Annotated in this window: 16 protein-coding genes and 1 tRNA gene; 8 read left to right on the top strand and 9 right to left on the bottom strand. The window is 69.6% G+C overall.

The genetic code is table 11. The features are described 5' to 3' along the window. Nucleotides 1-79 precede the first annotated feature (79 nt). From HNQ52_RS04580 to HNQ52_RS04570, 3 genes are all read left to right on the top strand, one after another. Nucleotides 80-2,902, top strand: a complete 2,823-nt coding sequence (locus HNQ52_RS04580) for a penicillin acylase family protein (RefSeq protein WP_183959904.1) — start codon at nucleotides 80-82, stop codon at nucleotides 2,900-2,902. A gap of 403 nt (nucleotides 2,903-3,305) precedes the next feature. Further along, nucleotides 3,306-3,986, top strand: coding sequence for a DNA-3-methyladenine glycosylase family protein (locus tag HNQ52_RS04575; RefSeq protein WP_183959903.1), 681 nt, complete (start codon nucleotides 3,306-3,308; stop codon nucleotides 3,984-3,986). 128 nt (nucleotides 3,987-4,114) lie between these two features. Then, nucleotides 4,115-4,189 (top strand) — tRNA-Val (locus tag HNQ52_RS04570). A gap of 207 nt (nucleotides 4,190-4,396) precedes the next feature. Here the strand turns inward: HNQ52_RS04570 and HNQ52_RS04565 are convergent. Continuing rightward, nucleotides 4,397-4,777 carry a hypothetical protein gene (locus HNQ52_RS04565; protein ID WP_183959902.1) on the bottom strand — a complete coding sequence of 127 codons (381 nt, stop codon included), beginning with the start codon at nucleotides 4,775-4,777 and terminating at the stop codon, nucleotides 4,397-4,399. Between the two features lie 155 nt (nucleotides 4,778-4,932). Beyond that, entirely contained in the window at nucleotides 4,933-5,232 is a 300-nt protein-coding gene (locus HNQ52_RS04560) for a hypothetical protein (RefSeq protein ID WP_183959901.1), read from the bottom strand. Between the two features lie 193 nt (nucleotides 5,233-5,425). Between HNQ52_RS04560 and HNQ52_RS04555 the strand changes: the two genes are divergently transcribed. Then, nucleotides 5,426-5,614 carry a hypothetical protein gene (locus HNQ52_RS04555; protein WP_183959900.1) on the top strand — a complete coding sequence of 63 codons (189 nt, stop codon included), beginning with the start codon at nucleotides 5,426-5,428 and terminating at the stop codon, nucleotides 5,612-5,614. Nucleotides 5,615-5,625: 11 nt separating this feature from the next. Here the strand turns inward: HNQ52_RS04555 and HNQ52_RS04550 are convergent, their stop codons facing one another. After that, the gene (locus HNQ52_RS04550; protein ID WP_183959899.1) at nucleotides 5,626-6,654 is read right to left on the bottom strand and encodes a hypothetical protein; all 1,029 of its coding nucleotides are present in this window, start codon (nucleotides 6,652-6,654) and stop codon (nucleotides 5,626-5,628) included. A gap of 4 nt (nucleotides 6,655-6,658) precedes the next feature. Next, entirely contained in the window at nucleotides 6,659-8,065 is a 1,407-nt protein-coding gene (locus HNQ52_RS04545) for an MBOAT family O-acyltransferase (RefSeq protein ID WP_183959898.1), read from the bottom strand. Nucleotides 8,066-8,184: 119 nt separating this feature from the next. Between HNQ52_RS04545 and HNQ52_RS04540 the strand changes: the two genes are divergently transcribed. From HNQ52_RS04540 to HNQ52_RS04525, 4 genes are all read left to right on the top strand, one after another. Then, nucleotides 8,185-10,641, top strand: coding sequence for a S9 family peptidase (locus tag HNQ52_RS04540; RefSeq protein WP_183959897.1), 2,457 nt, complete (start codon nucleotides 8,185-8,187; stop codon nucleotides 10,639-10,641). Nucleotides 10,642-10,716: 75 nt separating this feature from the next. Continuing rightward, nucleotides 10,717-13,239: an alpha/beta hydrolase family protein gene (locus HNQ52_RS04535; RefSeq protein WP_183959896.1), complete on the top strand. Its 2,523-nt coding sequence runs from the start codon at nucleotides 10,717-10,719 to the stop codon at nucleotides 13,237-13,239. A 56-nt stretch (nucleotides 13,240-13,295) separates the two neighbouring features. Then, on the top strand, nucleotides 13,296-14,450 hold the full coding sequence (locus HNQ52_RS04530; RefSeq protein ID WP_183959895.1) for a sensor histidine kinase: 1,155 nt from the start codon (nucleotides 13,296-13,298) through the stop codon (nucleotides 14,448-14,450). 9 nt (nucleotides 14,451-14,459) lie between these two features. Continuing rightward, on the top strand, nucleotides 14,460-15,101 hold the full coding sequence (locus HNQ52_RS04525; RefSeq protein WP_183959894.1) for a response regulator: 642 nt from the start codon (nucleotides 14,460-14,462) through the stop codon (nucleotides 15,099-15,101). A gap of 258 nt (nucleotides 15,102-15,359) precedes the next feature. Here HNQ52_RS04525 and HNQ52_RS04520 read toward each other — a convergent pair whose 3' ends face one another. From HNQ52_RS04520 to HNQ52_RS04500, 5 genes are all read right to left on the bottom strand, one after another. Beyond that, complete coding sequence (locus HNQ52_RS04520; RefSeq protein WP_183959893.1) at nucleotides 15,360-16,043, bottom strand: anti-sigma factor; 684 nt, start codon at nucleotides 16,041-16,043, stop codon at nucleotides 15,360-15,362. Further along, the gene (locus tag HNQ52_RS04515; protein WP_281377938.1) at nucleotides 16,040-16,654 is read right to left on the bottom strand and encodes an RNA polymerase sigma factor; all 615 of its coding nucleotides are present in this window, start codon (nucleotides 16,652-16,654) and stop codon (nucleotides 16,040-16,042) included. Before HNQ52_RS04515 ends, HNQ52_RS04520 begins: the two co-directional genes overlap by 4 nt. Nucleotides 16,655-16,779: 125 nt before the next feature. Continuing rightward, complete coding sequence (locus HNQ52_RS04510; protein WP_183959891.1) at nucleotides 16,780-19,131, bottom strand: serine/threonine-protein kinase; 2,352 nt, start codon at nucleotides 19,129-19,131, stop codon at nucleotides 16,780-16,782. 37 nt (nucleotides 19,132-19,168) lie between these two features. Next, nucleotides 19,169-20,161 carry a magnesium and cobalt transport protein CorA gene (locus HNQ52_RS04505; protein WP_246387491.1) on the bottom strand — a complete coding sequence of 331 codons (993 nt, stop codon included), beginning with the start codon at nucleotides 20,159-20,161 and terminating at the stop codon, nucleotides 19,169-19,171. Nucleotides 20,162-20,347: 186 nt separating this feature from the next. Next, nucleotides 20,348-21,943, bottom strand: coding sequence for a hypothetical protein (locus tag HNQ52_RS04500; RefSeq protein ID WP_183959890.1), 1,596 nt, complete (start codon nucleotides 21,941-21,943; stop codon nucleotides 20,348-20,350). Nucleotides 21,944-22,002: the final 59 nt, after the last annotated feature.

Genomic DNA, 22,002 nt, shown 5'->3' with positions numbered 1-22,002 from the left:
AGCGCGTGCACGAACAGGGCTTTTTTTCCCTACGCCGGCGTACGCATAATCGAAAACGCATCCCGGGGAGGACCATTCGATGAAGATCCGTTTCGCTCGTGTTCCGGCGCGCACCGCGCTGGCGTTGTCGCTCGGCTGTGCGCTCACGCTCGGTGCCGCCGCACCCGCGTCCGCGATCGTCGGCCCCGGTCTCAAGGCCGAAGGCACCATCGCCTACGACGCCGAAGGCGTGCCCACCGTCACCGCCTCGAGCGACGAAGATGCCGCCTGGCTCATGGGTTACGCGCATGCGCGCGACCGCTTCTTCCAGATGGACCTCCTGCGCCGCAGCGCGAGCGGCACGCTCGCCGAACTCGTCGGCACGCCGGGCCTGTCGCAGGACGTCGAAATCCGCACGCTGGGGCTGCGCCGCGCAGCGTGGGACACGTGGGTCAAGTACCCGGACGAACTGCGCGCGCAGCTCAAGTCCTACGCCGACGGCGTCAACGCCTGGCTCGCCACCAACCCGGTGCCGCTCGAACACCAGGCGCTCGAGCTGACCTCGGCCGATCCGTGGTCGCCGGTCGATTCGGTGTCGATCGGCAAGCTGCTCGCGTTCCAGCTCTCGTTCGATCTGGAGATCGACTACACGCTGAAGTTCGGTGCCTACCAGCAGGCCGGCGCCGCCGGCGGCTTCAACGGTGCCGCGCTGTTTCTCGAAGACACGCACCGCAGCGCGCCGCCCGATGACCGCATCTCGATCCCCGACTGGTTCGATGCCTCGGCCGCGTCGAAGACCGTGCCCGCCGCACCCGCCGCGCAGGTCGATCCCGCCGCGCTGGGCCTCGCGCAGCGCTACCGCGACCGCATCGCCTCGCATCCGGTGATCGCGCCGCAGCTCAAGCGCCGCGAAGGTCGCGCCGGCTCCAACTGGTGGATGGTCGGCGGCGAGCACACCGCGTCCGGCCGCCCGATTCTGGCCAACGACCCGCACCTCTCGCTCGACACGCCGATGCTGTTCCAGGAAGGCCATGTCATCTCCAACGACCCGCGCTACGACCAGCCGCTGAACACCGTCGGCTCGATCGCGCCCGGCACGCCGTGGCCGATCCTGGGCTGCAACAGCGATTTCTGCTGGGGCCTGACCACCAACTCGCTCGACGTGACCGACACCTACTTCGAACAGTTCGTGCTCAACACCTACGGCCTGCCCACGCACACCATCCACAACGGCGTGCGCGAGCCGGTGCTGTGGGTGTTCCAGAGCTACTTCGTCAACCAGACCGGCGACGGCGTGGCCGACAACGTCGTGCGCAACAACAACATCGGCTACACCAACGGCGGCGTCACCATCGTGATCCCGCGCCGCAACAACGGCCCGGTGCTCGACATCGACGGCAACACGGGCCTGTCGGTGCAGTACACCGGCTGGAGCCCATCGTTCGAACTCGAAGCCTTCCGCCAGGTGAACCGCGCCACCAACCTCGAGGAATTCCGCAGCGCGGTCACGCGCTTCGACGTCGGCTCGCAGAACTTCGCCTACGTCGACAAGCAGGGCAATTTCGCCTACTTCGTCAGCGCCGAAATGCCGATCCGCGAAGACCTGCAGAACAACACCGTCACCGGTGCGCCGCCGTTCCTCATCCGCAGCGGCACCGGCGGCAACGAATGGCTGCCGGCGGTGAACCACTACCCGGGCCAGGCCTCGAAGTACGAAATCCTCTCGCCCGAGGAGATGCCGTACACGATCAACCCGGCGCAGGGCTACATCGCCAACGCCAACAACGATCCGGTCGGCACCACCCTCGACAACAATCCGCTCAACCAGCTGCGCGACGGTGGCGGCCTGCTGTACTACGCGCCGGGCCATTCGGCCTACCGCATGGGCCGCATCGATCGCGAACTGCAGGCACTGATCGCGCGTGGCGACATCACCGTGGCCGACATGCAGAAGCTGCAGGCCAACAATGCCATGCTCGATGCCGAACTCGTGCTGCCGCATCTGCTGGCGGCGGAAGTCAACGCCGGCACCTGCGGCGTGGCCGACGACGCGCGCATCGGCGAGGCGCTCGACCGCCTGGCGGCGTGGAACTACACCTCGCCGACCGGCATCCAGCAGGGTTTCGACGCCGGCGACAACCCGGCCGCGATGGCGCCGCCGAGCAACACCGAAATCGCCAACTCGGTGGCCGCCACGATCTGGGCCTTCTTCCGCAGCGCCGCGATCCGCAACACGATCGATCCGACGATGGCGGCAGTGGGCCTGGGCGACTACCAGCCCGGCGGCAACGAAGCCTACGGCGCACTCAAGCACCTGCTCGATACCTTCGACACGGGGCAGGGCGTCGGCGCCTCGGGCCTGGATTTCTTCGCCAACGTGCCGGCCGAACTCGCCGACGCAGACCCGGCCGTGCGCCGCGACTGCATCCTGCTTGCGAGCCTGCGCCAAGGCCTGGACCTGCTCGCCAGCGACGAATTCGCGCCGGCGTTCGCGAACTCCACCGACATGGACGACTATCGCTGGGGCAAGCTGCACCGCATCGTGTTCGACCACCCGCTCGGCGCGCAGCTGAGCATCCCGGGCGAGAATCCGTATCCGCTGACCAACGTGGCGGCCGATCTTCCGGGCCTCGCGCGCCAGGGCGGCTTCGACGTGGTCGACGCCTCGGGCCACAACGCGCGTGCCAACACGCTCAACGGCTTCATGTTCGGCAGCGGTCCGGTGCGTCGCTTCATCGGCGAAATGACCGACACCCCCACGCTGCTGCAGATCGCCCCGGGCGGCCAGGACGGCAAGATCGGCGGCCCCGGCTACATCAGCCAGCTTCCGCGCTGGCTGGTCAATGCCTACAAGCCGCTCGTGATCGACCCGGCCGTGTCGGAAGCCGCCACGGTCGCGAAGATCGACTTCACGCCGGACTGACCGGCTGCCACGCGTGTCGGGTCGCAAGCCCGACACGCAATCGGCCGGGACACGCTCCCGGCCACAGCCTCGCGCGAGATCAATCAGGCCGCAGCGCGCACGTTCCCGCGCACGGATGAAGTTGACCTCGGTTTGCAGCTCGCCATCCTTCTCCCATCGGGAGAAGGTGCCGGCAGGCGGATGAGGGCGCCACCCATCAGGTAGTCAAGGCACCTGTCGAAGCCGTTTTCGGAGCGTTCCCGTCGAACCTCCGGGTACCACCACCAATACCCGACCATCCGCGGCTACCACCGTCTCCCCCGGAGAAGAAAGCGCCACGTTCGACACCGCGCCCGCAGCACGCCGTCCATCGACACGGTCGAGCGACACCCAGACTCCGCATCCACGCAACCAAGACCACCCCATGCCCGCCGTCCGTCATCCCCGCGGCTTCGATGTCGACGCCGCCCACGCTCACCTCGCACGCGCCGACAAACGCCTCGCGAAGTGGATCGCACGCGTCGAACCGGTGATCCCCGACCCGCGCTGGCGCAAGCCGTTCGATACCGTCGACGCACTCGCGCGTGCCATCCTGTTCCAGCAGCTGAGCGGCAAGGCCGCGTCCACCATCGTCGGTCGCGTCGAAGCCGCGATCGGCTCGACGAAGTTGCATGCCGACACGCTCGGTCGCGTCGACGACGCCACGCTGCGCGCCTGCGGGGTGTCCGGCAACAAGCTGCTCGCGCTGCGCGACCTCTCGGCGCGCTCGGCGCGTGGCGAGATTCCGACCTCGCGCGAGATGGCCGGCCTCACCGACGACGACATCATCGCCGCACTCGTGCCGGTGCGCGGCATCGGCCGCTGGACGGTGGAAATGATGCTGATGTTCCGCCTCGGCCGTGCCGACGTGTTGCCGATCGACGACTTGGGCATCCGCAAGGGCGCGCAGCGCATCGACGGCGCGACCGACATGCCCGCGCCGAAACTGCTGGCCGCCCGCGGCGAACGCTGGGGCCCGTACCGCACCTGCGCGAGCCTCTACCTGTGGCGCATCGCGGACCTCGCCAACGCCGGCAAGGCGCCGGTGAAACGTTCGCAGGAGTGACGTCGCGGCGGTGGAGGAATCCTCGCGATCGAGCGCCCGCACCCCGATGCCGTGGCGCCCTTGAGGCGTCCGCACCTCGATGCTATAGTGCGCGGCCCTCGCGCCCGATCCATCCGCGCAGGGTCTTCGGGCGGTTAGCTCAGCGGTAGAGCACTACCTTGACATGGTAGGGGTCACAGGTTCGATCCCTGTACCGCCCACCAATCGGATCCCGCATGCGTCGCACGCATCGATCCGGTTGGCACGTTCCACATCGCAGTGGCGGACATCGAACGCTCGGGCAACCGGGCTTTTTTTGTGTCCGGCCACCGGCCGATGCCTCCCGACCCCGCACGATCTCGAACGCGGCCCCGCAGCCGCGTGCTGATGCGCGTTCGGTCCGGACCGGCGGTCGGGCGGTTCGCGTCCGGTCAGCCCGGCGGCGGCGTCGCCGTCGTGCTCGCGCCGACCGCGCGCTGTTCGGTGGTGAGCCGGTCGCGGATCCAGGCGGTGATGTCCCACTGGTCGGCGTTGGTGTCGAAGCGTTCGAGCAGGGCGCGGAACATGGGTTCGACGAAGCCCGGGACCGCGGTGTAGGGGTCCGGGCGCAGGTCGACGAACCGGCGACCGTCCCAGTCGGCGCACAGTTCGACGGGAGGGAAACCGCCGCTGCGGTGGCGCAGGCGCAGGCGGTGCGGTCCGGGATGCGCGGGCAGGGTATCGGTGCCGGACCAGCCGTCGCGCAGCCAGTGGCGAGGCAACAGGGCGGTAGAGCTGGAGAGGTCCGCGAGACAGCGCAGATGGGTCGGCATTGCGGGTCCGGACGCGGTCGACGAATGTTCAGCATACCGCATGCGATCAACGGTGATGCGATCCGGTGCACATTTCCGTCGCGCCGGCGGGCCGTACGGCAGGCCGTCCGCGATTGCCCCGCCGGCGGGACCGCGCGCGTGCCGCGGCGGGGCGCTCAGCGCGTCTCGATGACGTAGTACGGGTTCTTCGGATCCGACGGCGCGATCATCGAGATTGCGGTGTACGGGTAGCAGCGTGCCGCGAGGGTGTCGCGTTCGCCGAACTGCACGCAGAAGTGGTCGCTGCCCACGCGCACGAGGGTGCCGCGGATCACTTCGCGTTCGTGCTGGCGAACGTCGACGACGAGGCCTTCACGCAGTTTCAGCAAGGTCGGAATGTCGTGGATCACGGCGGCGTGCGCGGCGGCGGACGTGGCCGCCAGCAGCAGGGTCGGGGCGAGGAATCGGATCGGCATCGGTCAAGGCTCCGGTGGGCAGGGACTGGCGCGGATTGCATCGTTTCGGACGAGGCGTGCCGTGCCAGTGTCGCAGATCGCCGTCGCGCAGGACGCGCCTAGGAAATTTCCTAGGCGCGTTCGGTTCGAGTTCCGATGGGGCGGCGGGCGATGCACCGGCACACTCCTCGCACAGCCTCTCCGGACACGACCGATGATTCCCAACAGCCGTCTCGCCAAACTGCAGCTGATCGAGGAAATGGATGCCGTGCGCGTCGATGGCCTGGCGGCCGGCGATGAGGAAAGCCTGTGGGCGGCGCGCATCATGAGCGAGGAAATCTCCAAGCTGCGCCGCGAACTGGCGGCCGAGATGAGCGAGCCGCCGACGATGTCCGACGGCTGAGCGGCGCGCGGTCAGCGCGGCGCGGCGTCCGGCAACCAGCCGCGCGCCTGCAGCGCATCGATCAGCGCCAGCGTCAACGTGCGTCGATCCTCGGCGCGCACGTGCGAGTGGTCGGGCAGGTCGAGCGCGCGCAGCGCAGGAACGTCGGCGTAGTGCAGGGCACGGATGCCGGGGCGGCGCGCGAAGGCATCCCAATACGCCGCGCGCGGCATGTAGCGCGTTTCCATTTCCGGAAGGCGGCCCTTCACCGGCATGGTGATGAAGATCACCTCGCCGCCGCGCGCACGGATACGCGCCACCCAGTCTTCCATCGGCGCCAGATCGGCGAGAAACCGCTGCGGTGCGGGCGCCGGGAAGCGTGCGATCTTCGGATCGACCTCGGCATCGAAATGCGCGGCGAGCCCGGCCGTGTCCACGCGCTCGAAGCGCATCTCGCCGGCGCGATTGGAAAACGTGCGGCTGTACGGCAACCCCAAGGGCGCGCCGGTGCGCCATCGCCGGGCCGTCGCCCACAGGCCGGTCGCCGGATTGGCCAGCACGCTCGTGCGTTGCCATTGCGTGAGCAGCACGCGGTGGATCCACCAGTTCGCGTTCCAGCGCGTGTGGCGGTAGTCGATCCACGGTTGCTGCATGTCCCAGTGCGCGGGCAGCAGTCCGTAGCTGTCGATGTCGACGATGGCCAGGCCGTGGAAGTGTTCGTCGTCGGCAAGATCGCGCAGCGTCGCGGCCGGATAGTGCCCGTTGATCGCGAGCATCACCGGCTTGTGTGCGGGCAGCCGCTCGCGCCACACCTTCGGATCGATGCCGTACACGGTGCGCGACGCGCCGAGGAACACCGTCGTGCGCGGCGGTGGCAGGCCGTCGGCGCGATCGCGCTGCAGCGCCCACAGCTGTTGCGAATCGATCACCTCCGGCGCGACGCCCCCGGCGCGTGCGCGCCATTCCCATGCCAGCAGCACGGCGGCGGCCAGCACGAGCGCGCCGAGCCAGGCCCGCGCCCAGCGGCGCGCATCGAAGGGCATGTCGTGGGCCTGCGTCATGGCGTCAGAACTGGAAGTAGATGAAGGCATGGGTCTCGCCCGGCGACAGCACGATGGCCACCAGCAGCAGCGCCAGCGCGGCGGCCAGCGCCGGTGCCGGCAGGCGCGCCACGGTGTCCTCGATGCCGCGGTTGCGCGACAGGCAGTGGGTCGCGACCAGCGCCGCGAATCCGGTGATCGCGAACTGCTGATCCACCGACAGCGCCGCCGCGCCGCCACCGAACAGCGCGCCGGCGTAGTCCAGCGCGTATCCGAGATCCGGCGCGCGGAACGGAATCCACGTCAGCACCACCACCACCAGCGTCAGCAGCAGGTACGGTACGCGCAGGACACGCAGCGCGGTCGGCTCGAACCCGAAGCGGTCTCGCGCGGCACGCTCCAGCGCAAGATACAGACCGTGCAATCCGCCCCAGGCGACGTACTGCCAGCCGGCGCCGTGCCACAGCCCGCCGAGCAGCATCGTCAGCAGCAGGTTGCGATACGTGCGCCAGCGACCGCCGCGATTGCCGCCGAGCGCCACGTAGAGATAGTCGCGCAGCCAGGTCGACAGGCTGATGTGCCAGCGCCGCCAGAAATCGCTGAAGCCGAGCGCGGCGTAGGGCTGGCGGAAATTCACCGGCAGATGAAAGCCAAGGCACCGCGCTGCGCCGATCGCACAGCACGAGTAGCCGGCGAAATCGCAGAAGATCTGCCCGGAAAACGCGAGGATGCCGGCCCACGCCGTGCCGGCGTCGCGCGGCGCCGCGGCGCCGAACGCGGCGTCCGCCACCGGCGCGAACAGACCGTCCGCCAGCACGATCTTCTCGAACAGCCCCCACACCAGCAGCGCGAGCCCGGGCGCGATGCCTGCCCACGCCGGCGCACGCGGCACCTGCAGCTGCCGCTCGAAATCGGCATAGCGCACGATCGGGCCCGCGACCAGCTGCGGGAAAAACGCCACGAACAGGCAGAAATCGCGCAGCGAACGCGTCGGTTCCACCTGCCGCCGGTAGACATCGATGGTGTAGGACAGCGACTGGAACGTGTAGAACGAAATGCCCACCGGCAGCACCAGGCTCCAGTCCGGCGCATCGACCGCGAGGCCCAGGCCGCCGAACGCCGCGGCGATGTTGTGCTGCAGGAAGCCGCCGTACTTGAACAGCGCCAGCACGCCGAGGTTGGTCGACAGGCTCAGCAGCAGCCAGCGCTTGCGCGCGCGCGTCGCGTCGCAGGCGCCGATGCGGCGCGCCAGCCACCAGTCGAACGTGCTGCTGCCCGCCAGCAGCAGCACGAACGCCGGGTTCCATGCCGCGTAGAACAGGTAGCTCGCGACCAGCAGCAGGTTCTTGCGCGCGTTCCAGCCGCGCAGCAGCGCCGCGCCGGCCAGCACGAGGACGAAGAACAGCACGAAGGCGAGGGAATCGAACTGCATGGCGGTGCGCGGGTGAACGGGGAAGTATCGCATGCCGCCGCCCGGCCGCCCGTCCGGCTGCCATCGGCGCGGTGCTTTGCGCCACAATCGCAGACTGTTCGCGTCCTCCGGCGGTCCGCATGCGGGAAAGCCATCGACGTCGTTTCTGCGGTGCCGCCGCGCGCAGCGCGCTGGCGCTCGTGCTGCTGCACGCCGCCTGCGCGATCGGCGCGATCCGGCCGATCGGCCCGGGGCAGGAGGCGGCGCCGGCAGCGGACGAAGGCCTGCTCGCGGTCGCCGTCGACACGCCGGTGCCGCTGGACGGGCTGCGGTTCGCGCGGGTCGACGTGCCCGGGGAGATCGGCACGCTGCGGCGCGTCGGCGTCGGACACACGCGGCAGCTCTACATCGTGCCGGCCGGTCGGTACCGCTGGGAGTGGGTGCGCGTCGACGATCAGACCCACACCCTTGCGGACGAGGCCGCTCTCGCGTTCGACGTGAAGGCCGGCCGCATCAACTACCCGGGCGATCTCATCGTGCGGCCGCACGGGTGGGTGCGCGTCGCGTTCGACGTGTCCAACCGCGGCTTGCCGGCGATGGACTGGCTCGACGCGGAGCACCCGGCGCTGGCGCAGCGGTTCGAGTTCGCCTACGCCGGCCACGATCCGGATCCGTTCCCCGCCTTCTACCGCAGCGCCGCGCGCGCGCACCCCCACGCAGGCGATCGGACCCTGCCGCCGCCCGCGTCCGGCGGCCCGCTGCCGCTGCCGATCGCCGATCTCTGGCGCCCGAGCCGCTTCGTCGACGTGCGCATCAATGCCGGCGGCGACCTGATGGCGCAGATCGTGCGCGAGCCCGGCGCCTGGAGCCTGGACCTGTTCGATCTGCGTGCCGGCACCTCGCAGCGCCTGCTGTCGTCGCCCGAGCCGATCGCGGACATGGCATGGACCAGCGATCGTGGCCTCGTGCTGAGCGTCGGCGATGGCGTGTCGAACGAGGTGAGCGTGGTGCGCATCGCCGACCGCGCGGACGGCACGCGGCGCTACGACCGCCTGCGCGTGCCGCGTCGCGGCCACGTGGTGGACGTGCTGCCGCAACCGGACCGGATCCTGTTCGCGAGCCGGTCGCACACGCGCCTGCTGGTGCATGTGCTGGACGTGAGCACGCAGGCGAGCATCGATGCGCAGCGCTTCCGTGTCGCCGACGCACGCAACCGCGGCGTGGCCAACGACGAGGTCTGGTTCGTCGACGGCAACGGCGCGCTGCGCGCCGCGCTGGCGCGCGACGCGGCCGGCCCCACCCTGTACCACGGCCGCGACGGCGACTTCCACGCGGTACTGCGCATGGCGGACGTGCCCGGCTTCCAGCCGCACGGGCTCTCGGCCGACGGCAACACGCTCTACGGCATCACCGATGCCGGGCGCGAGCAGGCCGAGCTGGTGGCGTTCGATCTGGCGGCCGGCCGCATCGTGCAGACCCTGTTCTCCCGCCCCGGCAGCGACATCGTGGCGCCGCTGTTCGATCCGTCGCGCAAGCTCATCGGCGCCTCGTACTTCGAGGATGGCCAGCTCGTCAGCACGTTCTTCGATGCCGACGAAGAGCGCATACAGCGCCGGCTGCGCGCGGCGTTTCCCGATCGCACGGTCTGGGTGCTGGACCGCGATGGCGCACACCGCAACCTCATCCTCGGCGTGAGCGGCAGCGATCAGCCCGGTCGCCTCTACCACCTCGATCTGGAAGCCGGCGAGGCCTCGCTGCTCGACGATAGCCGCCCGTGGCTCGCGCAATACCGCTTTGCGCCGACGCACGTGCTGCGCAGCACGAGCCGCGATGGACTTGCGATCGAGTCGTACCTCACCGTGCCGCGCGGGGTCGACGGCCGGCTGCCGCTGGTGGTGTTTCCGCACGGCGGCCCGATCGGCGTGCGCGACGCGCGCGTGTTCGATCCCGAGGTGCAGTTCCTCGCCTCGCTCGGCTATGCCGTGCTGCAGGTGAACTTCCGCGGCTCGGCCGGTTTCGGGCGCGCCTTCCGCGCCGCGGGCAAGCGCAGTTACGGCAGCCTCATCGAGGACGACATCGACGCCGCCATCGAGACCGCGCTGGCGCAGCATCCGCTCGACGGCGGGCGCATGTGCACCATCGGCGCCAGCTACGGCGGCTACAGCGCGCTGGTGTCCGCGGTGCGCTGGCCGGAACGGTTCCGCTGCGCCATTTCCATCGCCGGAATCAGCGACACCCTGCTGTTCTTCACCGCGAGCGACACCGGCCGCAACGTGCAGGGTCGCGCGCTGCTGGAAACGGCGATCGGCAATCCCGCCACCGATGGCGAAACGATGCAGCGCTATTCGCCGCTGTACCGCTACGCCGAACTTACCGTGCCGGTGATGCTGGTGCACGGCACCGAGGACCGCCGCGTGGACTACGAACACACCCGCCGCCTGGCACGCATGCTGGCGCTGGCCGGACATCCGCCGGTGCTGCTCACGCTCGACGGCGCCGGCCACGGCGCGCTCGACGCCGCTGCGCGCGAGCGCCTGTGGTCGGCCATTGCCGGGTTCCTGCGCATGCATCTGGCGAGGCGGGCTCCCGCGCATTGATCGCTGCGCGCCGCGCGGACGCCGTGGCTGCGCGATTGCGGCACAATCGCTCCAACATCCGCACGAATCTGCCACATGCTGCCAACCTCTCTCCGACTTCCGCGGGTCTGGCGCGCGAGCTGCGCGCTGGCGCTCGCCTGCTGCGTCCTGGCGCTGCACGCCGCGCCGGTGCACGCACTCGCCGTGATCCGCGAAGTCGACCCGGGCGAGGCGCCACGCCTGAAGGACGGCGAGGCCTTGCTGGCGATCGCCGTGGACAGCAGCACCCCGGTGCAGGAGGTCCGGATCAAGCGCGAGGGTTTTGCGCTCAACGCCGGCAAGCTTCGCGATTCGCAGAACGGGCGCAGCATGCAGCTGTATGCGTTGCCTGCCGGACGCTATCGCTGGGATCGCGTTCGCCTGTTCGGGTTGCGCTACAGGCTCGGGGACGACGAGGAATTCGCATTCGACGTCAGGCCCGGGGTGATCAACTACCCGGGCGATCTTGTCGTACGTCCGCGCGGCTGGTTTCACGCCGTGATGCACGTCGCCAACCGCGGGCTGCAGGCGATGGATTGGCTCGATGCGCACCACCCGGCGTTGTCTGCCGCGGTGCCTTTCGTCTACACCGGGCACTACGGCGATCCCTTTCCGGCTGCCTATCGCGCCGCGATCGCGGCTGCTCCGCCGGCAGCGGACCCGCGTGCCGTGCTCCCGCTGCCGGATCCGGGCGAATTGCCGATCGCGATCACGCGTCTATGGCAACCGGCGCGCGTCCGGCTGCTGGACATGAATCCGCGCGGCGATCTGCTCGCCGAAGTGGTCCTGGAAGAAGACGGCACCTGGGCCGTCGACATGTTCGATCTGCGCGCGGATGCGGGCAGCGCCGTTGCGTCGTCGGCCACACGGCCTGCACCGGAGCGCGTTCTCGAATCGCCGCGTCCGATCGTCGCGCTGGACTGGTCGGGCAATGGCAACCTGCTGGTCAGCATCGGCCACGGCGCGGAACGAAACGTGTTTGTCCTGCAGGTGCGGGACCAGGGCGACGGCACACGCACCTATGCGCGGCTTCAAATCCCGCGGCTCGGGCGCGTGATCGACGCATTGCCGGGCACGCCGGATGCGATCCTGTTCGGTTCGGAGAGTCACCTCGGCCTGCATGTGCACCGCATCGATATCGCATCGCAGGCAGCGCTCGACCGCGAAACGTTTTCGCCCAGACGCGCGCTCGACCGCGGCGTCGGCGACGACGTGCTGTGGTTCGCCGATGCCGCAGGCGAGCTGCGCGTTGCCGTGATCCGCGGCGACGAGGGTCTACGCCTGTACCACCGACGCGACGGCGAACTCACCGCCGGTCCGCTGCTGCACGAACTCGACGGTTTCGTTCCGCATGCCCTGTCCGCCGATGGCGCGCAGCTCGTCGGCATCACCGGGGAGGACCGGGCGCAGGACGAACTGGTGACGGTGGACGTGGTCACCGGCAGGACCGTCGCGACGCTGTTCCGTCGGGAAGGGCGCGACGTGGTTGCGCCGGTGCTCGATGAAGCGCGCGCCGTGGTCGGTGCCGCCTACCACGAGCATGGTCAGTACGTGGTGGAGTATTTCGACAGCGAGGATGCCAGCGTCGGGCGGCGCCTGCAGCAGGCGTTTCCGGGGCGCAGCGTATGGATGATCGATCGCAATGCCACGCGTGACCGGTTTGTGGTGAGCGTCGGCGGAAGCGACCAGCCGGACCGCGTTTACCGTTTCGATCTTGCGGCCGGCACCGCAACGCTGCTCGACGACAGCCGACCCTGGCTCGCGCGGCAACGGTTCGCGCCATCGCACCTGCTGCGCACGCGCAGCAAGGATGGGCTCGACATCGAAGCGTATCTCACGCTGCCGGCCGCGGCGGACCGCAAGGTGCCGCTGGTGCTGATGCCGCACGGCGGCCCGATCGGTGTGCGCGACGTGATTGCGTTCGATCCGGAAGTCCAGCTGCTGGCCGCGCTCGGATACGCCGTGCTGCAGGTCAATTTCCGTGGATCGTACGGCTTCGGTCGCGCCTTCCGCGAAGCCGGCCACGGCGGGCTCGGTACCCTGATCGAGGACGACATCGACGCCGCGCTGCAGGCCGCGCTGCAGGCGCATCCGGTCGACCCGCAACGCATGTGCGTGCTCGGCACCAGCTATGGCGGCTATTCCGCGCTCGTGGCCGGCGTGCGCTGGCCGGGACGCTTTCGCTGTGCGGTGTCGATCGCCGGTCCATCCGATCTGATGCTGCAATTCACCGCCAGCGATACCGGGCGCAGCGCCGAAGGCCGCGCCACGCTCGAAGCGATGATCGGCAACCCGACGACGCAGCGCGATGCCATCATCGCCAACTCACCCCTCTACAACATCGCGCAGCTGACCTTGCCCGTGATGCTCGTGCACGGCACGGAGGATCTGCGCGTGGACATGGAGCAGAGCCGCCGCCTGCAGCGCCTGCTTGCCCTTGCCGGGCGGCCGCCGGTGATGGCCGAACTCGACGGCGAAGGCCACGGCATCGACGACCCGGCGATTCGCGTCGCCGCCTGGCGCGCCATCGCGGGCTTCCTGCGCACCCACCTCGACCGCCCGCCCGACGCCGCACCCTGAGCGCACGTGACTTGGGGCAGGCTTGCCACCCCCCGCGTGCGGCCTATGATGGCGCCATGCTCGCCCGCCTCAACCACTCCCAGATGCTGCGTTACGCCGGCCTGTTCACCTGGGCCTGCCTCGGCATCCCGCTGGTGCTCAACACCTGGTATTTCAGCGAAGGACTGAGTCGATTCGATTTGCTCGCGTGGCGTGCGGCCTACTTCACCTTCGGCGCCTGCTACTGGGTGCTCACGCGGCGGCTCGGGCCCAAGCGCAACGGGCCGCTGGATCTTGCGCTGCTGCTGATCATCACCGTCTGCGCCATCGCCACCAGCCATTTCAGCGATTCGGGCCTCGGCGCGGGTCTGCTGCTGGTCGTGGCCGGCACGCTGCCGTGGCTGCTGCCGCTGCGCGTGGGCGTGGCGTGGCTGATCCTGCAGCACGTGGCGCTGGTACCGGTGTTCCTCGGTCGCGGCAACTTCAGCATGATCGAGGCCTGGCTGCAGGCGATGTTCTGCATCGGCTACGCCACGGTGTGTTTCGTCACCGGCCTGGTCGCACGCCAGCAGGCCGAGGCGCGCGAGGAACAGCGCCGGCTCAACTCCGAGCTGCGCGCCACGCGCGCGCTGCTGGCCGAATCGAGCCGCCTGGCCGAACGCACCCGCATCTCGCGCGAGCTGCACGACCTGCTGGGCCACCACCTCACCGCGCTGAGCCTGAATCTGGAAGTGGCCACGCATCTGTCGCAGGGCCGTGCGCAGGAGCACGTGAAGCAGGCCCAGCTGCTGGCCAAGCTGCTGCTGACCGACGTGCGCGAGGCCGTGAGCCAGCTGCGCGACGACGACCGCATCGACCTGTCCGAGGCGCTCCAGGCGCTCATCGACGGCGTGCCGTCGCTGCAGATCCATCTCGACCTGCCGGCCGAGCTCAAGCTCGACGATCCGTCGCGCGCCCAGGTGCTGCTGCGTTGCGCGCAGGAGATCATCACCAACGCCGTGCGCCATGCCAACGCGAGCGAGCTGTGGCTCACGCTGGTGCACGAGCGCAACGGCATCGCCATCCACGCGCGCGACAACGGGCGCGGCGCGCCGGGCTTCTCGGCCGGCAACGGCCTGCGCGGCATGCGCGAACGTCTGGCGCAGTACGGCGGCAAACTCGACGTCGACACCGGCGCCGATCGCGGCTTCGCGCTCGACGCGTGGCTTCCCCTTGACCTGAACCGAGCCTAGAGAGCCCCCATGATCCGTGTCTGTCTCGTCGACGATCAGACTCTCGTCCGCCAGGGCGTGCGCTCGCTGCTGGAGCTGTCGCAGACCATCCGCGTCATCGCCGAGGCCGGCGACGGCAGGCAGGCGGTGGAGGTGATCCCGCAGGTCAAGCCGGACGTGGTCCTGCTGGACATGCGCATGCCGGTGATGAGCGGCCTGGAAACGCTGCAGTACCTGTCCGAACGCGGCGAACTGCCGCCCACGATCATCCTCACCACGTTCGACGACGATCAGCTGGTGCTGGCCGGCATCAAGGCCGGTGCGCGCGGCTATCTGCTCAAGGACGTCTCGCTCGAACAGCTGGTCACGGCGATCGAGACGGTGGCGTCCGGCGGCTCGCTGGTGCAGCCGGTGATGACGCAGCGGCTGCTGTCGGGCCTTGAGCACATGCAGAACGAATTCGTCAGCCTGGACCGGCCCGATCCGCTGACCGAGCGCGAGACCGAGATCCTGCGGCTGATGGCGGGTGGGTATTCGAACAAGGAGATCGCCAATTCGCTGGGCGTGGCGGAGGGCACGGTGAAGAACCACGTGTCCAACATCCTGTCCAAGCTCGGCGTGCGCGACAGGACGCGTGCGGTGTTGAAGGCGTTCGAGCTGAAGCTCGTCTAGCGGCGTTTTTGCCGCTCATCCGCGCGGTGAGCGGATTTCGTGGACTGTCACGTGGCGCCCTCATCCGCCTGCGTTCGGCCGGCGGTAGCCGCCTCACCCTTCTCCCGCAGGGAGAAGGAACGCGACGCGGATGCTGCGGCAGTGCCGACACGTTCCGACACTGCCTCCTTCTCCCTGCGGGAGAAGGTGCCGGCAGGCGGATGAGGGCGCCACCTCGGACGCCCCCGCGACATGACAGACAGCGAAACACCCGCCGCCTCACCCCATCGCCGTCACCCGCAGCACGATCCGCCGCTGCTCGCCCACCGTGCCGTCGTGGCGCGAGGTCAGGTCCAGCCGATACCGCCCCGACGGCAGGGTGGAGGCAGGCACCAAGGCACTGATCAGATCGTCCGCGTCCGGCACCAGCTCGTCGAGCTCCGCCACCGAAGCCCCATCCTCGCGTTCGATGCGCAGCGAGTAGCGCTCGTTCGCATGTTGCGGATACACCGGAACCTGCAGCAGCAGCAGCGACGAATTGGGCGCCACCACCAGCACCACATCGGCGTTGGCGCTGCGGACTGGATCGATCAGCAGGGTCGGCACGTTTCCGCGCGGCGCGAACTCGGACCCAGGGTCGGTCCCATGCTGCATGTTCAGCACGAACAGCGCAGGAATCACCGCACCGGCGACGAAGCTCGCGGCCAGCGCGAGCAGCGGATGACGCGACGGGATGCGCGCCGCCCCCGGTTGTGTTTTTGCGGTGCGGGCGAGCGTCGTGACCGGAAGGTCGCGACCGTACGCGCGCAGGCCGTGGCGCAGCGCCTGCTCGAGCTCGACCTGGTCCTGCAGCGCAGGATCCTGCAGCAGGCGCAGCTCGAAGGCGGTCAGTGCCGCATCGTCCAGTGCGTTGTCGAGATAGGCGCGGATCAGATCGTTGTCGTTCGACGCGGTGGCGTTCATTCGTCCGCACTCCAGCTGCGTTCGCCGTTGGCAAGCAGCAACTCGCGCAGGCGACCGCGGGCGCGATGCAGGACCCGATCGAAATGGTCGGGGCTCAGGTCGAGTTCTGCGCACAACGACGCCTTGTCGACCTCGTCGAGGTAGTAGCGCAGCAGCAGCTGGCGGTCGCGCGGCACGGTCATCTCGGCGATCAGGCGGTGGATGGCTCTGCGCTGCTGGTCGCGCGACAGCGCGAGATACGGGTTGCCGGCCGGATCGGGGACGTTGTCGAGTGCATCGCTGTCGGCATGCGTGCGCCGGCGGCTGTCGCGCCGGAACGCGCCGAGCGCGAGATTGGTCGCGGTCTGGTGCGCGAACGCAGGCAGGCGCTCGGGCGCATCCAGCGGGGAGCTGCGCAGGCGCGTCAGAACCACAGCGAAGGTGTCCTGGAAGATATCGCGCGCCAGCTCCTGATCTGCGATTCGGCGTTCGAGCATGATGCGTACCCCTCGACCCAATACGGCGACAAGTTCCGTTTCGGCGAGTCGGTCGCCGCTCCGGATACGCTCCGCCAGTGCGCCGAACAGCTCGTCGGCAACCGGCGAAGGGGCAGACACGGAAAGCTCGGGCATCCGGGGCATCGATGATGCGGGGGGATGGACGATGCTACCGAGTGGCCAGTGCCTGCGCCAGTCCGCTTACGCCCCAGTGCTGCCGCGTCAGGCCCGATCCTCTCACCGGAAATGTTCGGATCCGTTCAGGGAACGGGCGCGGCGGCCAGTTCCGCGCGAATCGCGCGCGCGCGTTGCGCGCGCGCGTGGTCGGGGCCGACGCTGCGATCGAACAGCGCGATGGCCTCGTCCATGCGCGCGAGCGCATCGTCGTGCCGCCGCGCCGCCTGCAGCGTGATGGCGTAGCCGGTCAGGAACATCGCCACCTGCCATGCGTCGTTGCCGAGCACGCGCCTGCCGTTGGCGATGGCGCGCTCGTGCATCGCGATGGCGTCGTCCAGCAGCCCGCGGCGGCGCTGCAGGCCGGCAATGTTGTGCATCAGTGCCAGGGTGTCGGGATGGTCGCCGCTGCCTTCGGCCAGATCGAGCGCGAGCGTGCGCTCGTACAGCGGCGCGGCCAGCTCGGGTTTGTCCCACAGCGAGTACAGCAGGCCGAGATTGCTCATCGAGTTGCGCGTGCGCGGATGCCGTTCGCCCAGCAGTTCGACGCGCGCATCGAGCACCTTGCGGAACAGCGGCTCGGCCTCGTCGAAGCGGCGCAGTTCCTGCAGCACCGTGGCCTGCTCGTTGACGCTGAGCAGGGTGTCCGGGTGCGTGGCGCCGAGCGTCGAGACGCGGCCGTCGACGGCGCGCGCGATCCATCCGAGCGCGGTCTGCGGGTCGCCGAGATGGCGCTGCAGCGTGCCGATGCGATGCGCGGTGTCGAGCGTGCGTGGATGCAGCGGCCCCAGCTGTGCGCTGCGCTGCGCGTACACCGGATCGAGCAGGGCAAGCGCCTCGCGGTGCTCGCCGAGCAGGGTGTGGTCGTCGGCGAGGGCGGCGGCCGCCTCGAGCGCGAGCAGATCGTTGTCGCCGAACAGTGCCCGGGCCCGGTCGAGCAGGGCACGATGGATGTCCGCCGCGGCCCGGTAGTCGCCGGCCATGTGCAACGCGGCGGCCTGTTCGCCGCGTGCCGCGATCCATTCGCGCGATGCCGTGCCGTGCGTGTCGGCGAGCGTGGCGAGCACCTGCGCATACAGCGACTGCGACCCGGCGTAGTCGCCGCGCGCGTTGCGCAGACTCGCCATCGACCAGCGCGCCGCGGCGAGCTGCTCGTCGCGCGCACCGGGCGCACGCGCAAGCGCGAGCGCACGCGCAGCCTCGCGTTCGGCATCGTCGTAGCGACCGAGCTGCTGGTAGAGATCGGAGAGCGTGGTGCGGATCGCGCCTTCTTCGGCCGGCAGGCCGGCAAAGCGTGCGGCCGCGGCGGTCGAGGCGATGTCGAGGGCTTCGCGCACGCTCAGCTCGCGCCCGGGCGCCGCGGCGGGATCGGCGGCGGACAGCAGGTCGGCGCGCAGGAAGGCGAGCACCGACGTCGCGACCCGGGCCTGGTACGCGGCCGTGTCGCGCTGGATGCGCAACTGCCACACGAAGACGGCCACCGCAGCAATCAGCACCACGCCCGCGATGCCTGCCACCGCGGCCGCCAGCCGATGCCGGCGCAGGGTGCGCGACAGCACGTAGGCACGTCCGCGACCGCGTGCGGCGACGGGACGATGCTCGAGCACCGCACGCAGATCGTCCGCGAACGATTCGACCGTGGCGTAGCGCGCGTCGGCGCGGTCCGCGGTGGCGCGTGCGACGATCGCGGCAAGATCGGCGGAACGCACTGGGGCAGCGGACGCGTCCATGCCCGCGTCGAGCACCGCGTCCAGCAGGCGACCGAGCTGAAAGATGTCCGATGCCACCGTGAGCATGTCGCCGCGCACCTGTTCCGGACTGGCGAATCCCGGCGTGTAGGCGCGTGCCGCGGGCGCGTCGTCCTGTCCGAGCATCTGCGCGATGCCGAAATCCAGCAGCCGGGCGCAGGCCTCGCCGTCGACCAGCACGTTCGAGGGTTTGATGTCCCGATGCAGCATTCCGCGTGCATGCGCGAACGCCACCGCGTCGCAGACCTGCAGCACCAGGGCCAGGCGCTGCCGCAGCGGCAGCGCGTGCGTGCCGCAGTGGCGGTCGAGCGGCTGGCCGTCGATGTACTCCATCGCGAACCACGGCCGGCCGTCGGCGGTCCGGCCGCCGTCGAGCAGGCGCGCGATGTGCGGATGACGCAGGTCCGCGAGGACCTGGCGTTCGTGCCGGAACAGGGCCGCGCCGGCGTCGTCCGGTTGCGCCTGCAGCATCCACTTGAGCGCGATCTGCTGCTCGTACTCGCCATCGTCGCGCGCGGCGAGATAGACGATCGCCATGCCGCCGCGGCCGAGTTCGTGCTCGACCCGGTACACGCCCACCCGCGTGCCGGGCGTGAGTTCGGCGGCCCGCTCGCGCTGGCGCAGCAACGACGCGGCGAGCGCACCCTGCAGCGCGCCGCCGGTCTGGAACGCGTGCGGGTCGATCGGCATGCGGGCAGCTTATGCCTGACGGCTGCCGGGGCGCCAGCTACAGCCAGCGTGCGCGCCGCAGTGCCACGAACAGCCCGGCCACCACGCCCACGGTGGCCGCGATGACGATCGGATACGCGTAGCGATCGTCGAGTTCGGGCATGTGCACGAAATTCATTCCGTACCAGCTCGCCACCAGCGTCGGCGCGGCCAGCAATGCCGCCCAGCCGGCGAGCCGTTTGACCACTTCGCCCTGCGCCACGGTCACCAGTGCAAGATTCACCGACAGCGCGGCGGTGAGCATCTCGCGCATGGTGTCGGTGGATTCGTTGACGCGGATCGCATGGTCGGACACGTCGCGCAGGTACAGGCGGGTCTCCTTGTGGATCAGGTTCGGGTACAGCCGCACGAGCTGGGCGAGGATGTCCTGCAGCGGCGCCACGGCAAGCCGCAGCGTGGTCAGTTCGCGCTTGAGCCGGTACAGCCGCAGGATCGTGGCGCGGTCGAAGGTCTCCTTGAAGATGTCCGATTCGAGCTCCCGCAGCGTGGTCTGGAACGAGGCCACGATGGGCTGGAAGTTGTCGACGATGAAATCGAGCACCGCGTACAGCGCGTAACTCGGACCCACCGTCACGCAGTCCGGCTCGCGTTCGCAGCGCGCGCGCGCCGGCGCGTACGAGAGCGACGCGCCGTGGCGCACCGTCACGAGGTACCGCGGTCCGAGAAAGATGTGGGTCTCGCCGAAGCGGATCTCGCCGTCCACCAGCTGCGCGGTCTGCACCACGATGAACAGCGAGTCGCCGTAAACCTCGATCTTCGGCCGCTGGTGCGCCTTGAGTGCATCCTCGATCGCCAGGTCGTGCAGGCCGAATTCCTCCTGCAGCTTTTCCATCAGCGCCGTGTCCGGCTCGTGCAGGCCGATCCAGACGAAACCCTCGGGTTCGGCGAGGAAGTCGCTGATGTCGTCGAGCGCCACGTCGCAGCGGCGCGTGCCGTCGGCGTTGTAGGCCACGCAGTTGACGACCATGGGCTGGGCGAGGGTGTCGGTCATGCGCGCGCGTCCGGGGAATGCGCCGATTATTCACCCTTTGCCGCGACCGGTGCGAGCCAGACGGCCCGCATCGGGCGCGCCGGACACGAAAAGCACCGGCGACGCGCGGATTCTTCCTGTCCGCGGCGTCGCCGGTTGGGGTAAGCGGTGGCGGGCGGCGTCGCGCCGCCCGCCGCGGCTGGCGCGTTACGGGAAGGTGCGCCCGCCGATCGATGCGCTGACGATCTCGCCGATGGTGCGCGTGTCGGTCACCGTCGGCGGAATCGGGAACGGCACGCCGGTCAGCGTGATCGAGGTGGTGCTGTCGGTCTCGCTGCGCAGCGCGCCGATCGACGGATGCGACCACTGCACCACGTCGCTGGCGATGTCGGTGCGCGTGGTGACGCCCGCGGTGGTGATCGACACCTTCGACAGCAGCGTCGTCTCGAACTTGCACGCATCGGTGAAGGTGCCGGCCGGGCTCGACTGCGTCTGCGTGCCGACGCGCTTCCAGGTTTCGTCGAAATCGATCGTGCTCGTCACGGCCTGGCCCATCGCGGTGTAGTTGGTGATCGCCTTGTACACGAGCCGGCCCTGCGCGCCGACCGGCGTTGCGCGCGGCGTGCGCACGGGCGGCTCGAAGCGCGTGGTGCCGACGGCGTTGATTTCCGGAATGAAGCCTTCGCTGCCGTAGTGGATGCGTTCGGTGGCGGTCTGCTCGATGAACTCGAACACCTCGCCTTCGGTGTTCTGTCCCACCGGCGTGTAGCGCACGCGGAACACCGGGCGGCCGTTGCGGGTTTCGGTGCCGACCACTTCGGCATCGGTTTCGCCGGCATTGCCGCCGTTGCCGTCGGTGCCGCGCACGCGGTAGCGGTCGCCCACGGCGAGCGGCGGGTAGCACTCGTCGTCGCCCGGTTCCTGCGGCGGCGGGTTGCTGGTGGTGTACGGCTCCACCGCGCAGACGCTGGCAGTGTTGCCGAACTGCAGGCGCGTGATGGGTTTGGTCTGCGTCACGTTGCCGATGGTGTAGCCGAAGCTCGCGTTTTCCCCGTCGCTGAAGCGCAGCGTCACCGTGCCGACGGCATCGGCGCCGGACGAGGGCGGCGTGCCGTCGATGTCGGTGAACGGCGTGCCGTCGCGCTGACGCACGAGCGGGCCGCTGTAGCTGCCGTCGGCCTGCTTCGACGCCGCGCCGACGAGGAAGATCGCCTCGCCGTCCGCATCGTAGGTGTACCAGGTGGCGAACACGTTGTCGCCCACGTGCGAGATGTGCACGCCCCAGCCACTCGATGCCGGCGACCACCACAGGTCTGAATAATTGCTCGCCGACGCGCGCGGGGCGGTGCTCGCGCGACAGACGATGTCCTTGTCGCCGAATGGAAAGCGCGTGAGGCTGCGCGTGCTGGTGGTGCCGGCGATGGCGGTGGTGAAGGAGAGGTTCTTGTCGCCGTCGAAGGTCAGCGTGGCCTCGCCGATCTTGGTCGACGGATCGGCCGCGGCGCCCGCGATCTGGTCGAACGGCACGCCCGTGAAGCGCAGGATGTCGCCCTTCCACGACCCGTCCGGCTGCGGCAGCGCGCCCGGCACGAGGAACCACGTCGGCTCGCCGTCGGCGTCGTAGGTGAACCAGCCGGGCGCCAGCACGTTGCCCTGGTCGATGGTGAACAGGCCCCAGCCGGCTTCGGCCGGATCCCACCAGGTGGCGGATTTCAGCGCGGGGCCGCTCTGGGCGGAGGCGATGCCCGCAATGCCCAGGAAGAGTGCGGCGGCGAGGGTGCGGCGAACGGGAAAACGGCGCATGGCGGATCTCGGCAGGGGACGTGATCCGTAGCGTGGCGTGTTAACGCGGTGGTGTGACC

It is taken from the genome of Chiayiivirga flava, assembly GCF_014202825.1.
Classification (GTDB): domain Bacteria; phylum Pseudomonadota; class Gammaproteobacteria; order Xanthomonadales; family Xanthomonadaceae; genus Chiayiivirga; species Chiayiivirga flava.
This window is presented reverse-complemented; position numbering and strand designations above follow the sequence as displayed.

Bases quoted from the DNA above. Each gene is read 5' to 3' on its own strand.
- HNQ52_RS04580 (WP_183959904.1), top strand. From the start codon at position 80: ATGAAGATCCGTTTCGCTCGTGTTCCGGCGCGCACCGCGCTGGCGTTG.
- HNQ52_RS04575 (WP_183959903.1), top strand. From the start codon at position 3,306: ATGCCCGCCGTCCGTCATCCCCGCGGCTTCGATGTCGACGCCGCCCAC.
- HNQ52_RS04565 (WP_183959902.1), bottom strand. From the start codon at position 4,777: ATGCCGACCCATCTGCGCTGTCTCGCGGACCTCTCCAGCTCTACCGCC.
- HNQ52_RS04560 (WP_183959901.1), bottom strand. From the start codon at position 5,232: ATGCCGATCCGATTCCTCGCCCCGACCCTGCTGCTGGCGGCCACGTCC.
- HNQ52_RS04555 (WP_183959900.1), top strand. From the start codon at position 5,426: ATGATTCCCAACAGCCGTCTCGCCAAACTGCAGCTGATCGAGGAAATG.
- HNQ52_RS04550 (WP_183959899.1), bottom strand. From the start codon at position 6,654: ATGACGCAGGCCCACGACATGCCCTTCGATGCGCGCCGCTGGGCGCGG.
- HNQ52_RS04545 (WP_183959898.1), bottom strand. From the start codon at position 8,065: ATGCAGTTCGATTCCCTCGCCTTCGTGCTGTTCTTCGTCCTCGTGCTG.
- HNQ52_RS04540 (WP_183959897.1), top strand. From the start codon at position 8,185: ATGCGGGAAAGCCATCGACGTCGTTTCTGCGGTGCCGCCGCGCGCAGC.
- HNQ52_RS04535 (WP_183959896.1), top strand. From the start codon at position 10,717: ATGCTGCCAACCTCTCTCCGACTTCCGCGGGTCTGGCGCGCGAGCTGC.
- HNQ52_RS04530 (WP_183959895.1), top strand. From the start codon at position 13,296: ATGCTCGCCCGCCTCAACCACTCCCAGATGCTGCGTTACGCCGGCCTG.
- HNQ52_RS04525 (WP_183959894.1), top strand. From the start codon at position 14,460: ATGATCCGTGTCTGTCTCGTCGACGATCAGACTCTCGTCCGCCAGGGC.
- HNQ52_RS04520 (WP_183959893.1), bottom strand. From the start codon at position 16,043: ATGAACGCCACCGCGTCGAACGACAACGATCTGATCCGCGCCTATCTC.
- HNQ52_RS04515 (WP_281377938.1), bottom strand. From the start codon at position 16,654: ATGCCCGAGCTTTCCGTGTCTGCCCCTTCGCCGGTTGCCGACGAGCTG.
- HNQ52_RS04510 (WP_183959891.1), bottom strand. From the start codon at position 19,131: ATGCCGATCGACCCGCACGCGTTCCAGACCGGCGGCGCGCTGCAGGGT.
- HNQ52_RS04505 (WP_246387491.1), bottom strand. From the start codon at position 20,161: ATGACCGACACCCTCGCCCAGCCCATGGTCGTCAACTGCGTGGCCTAC.
- HNQ52_RS04500 (WP_183959890.1), bottom strand. From the start codon at position 21,943: ATGCGCCGTTTTCCCGTTCGCCGCACCCTCGCCGCCGCACTCTTCCTG.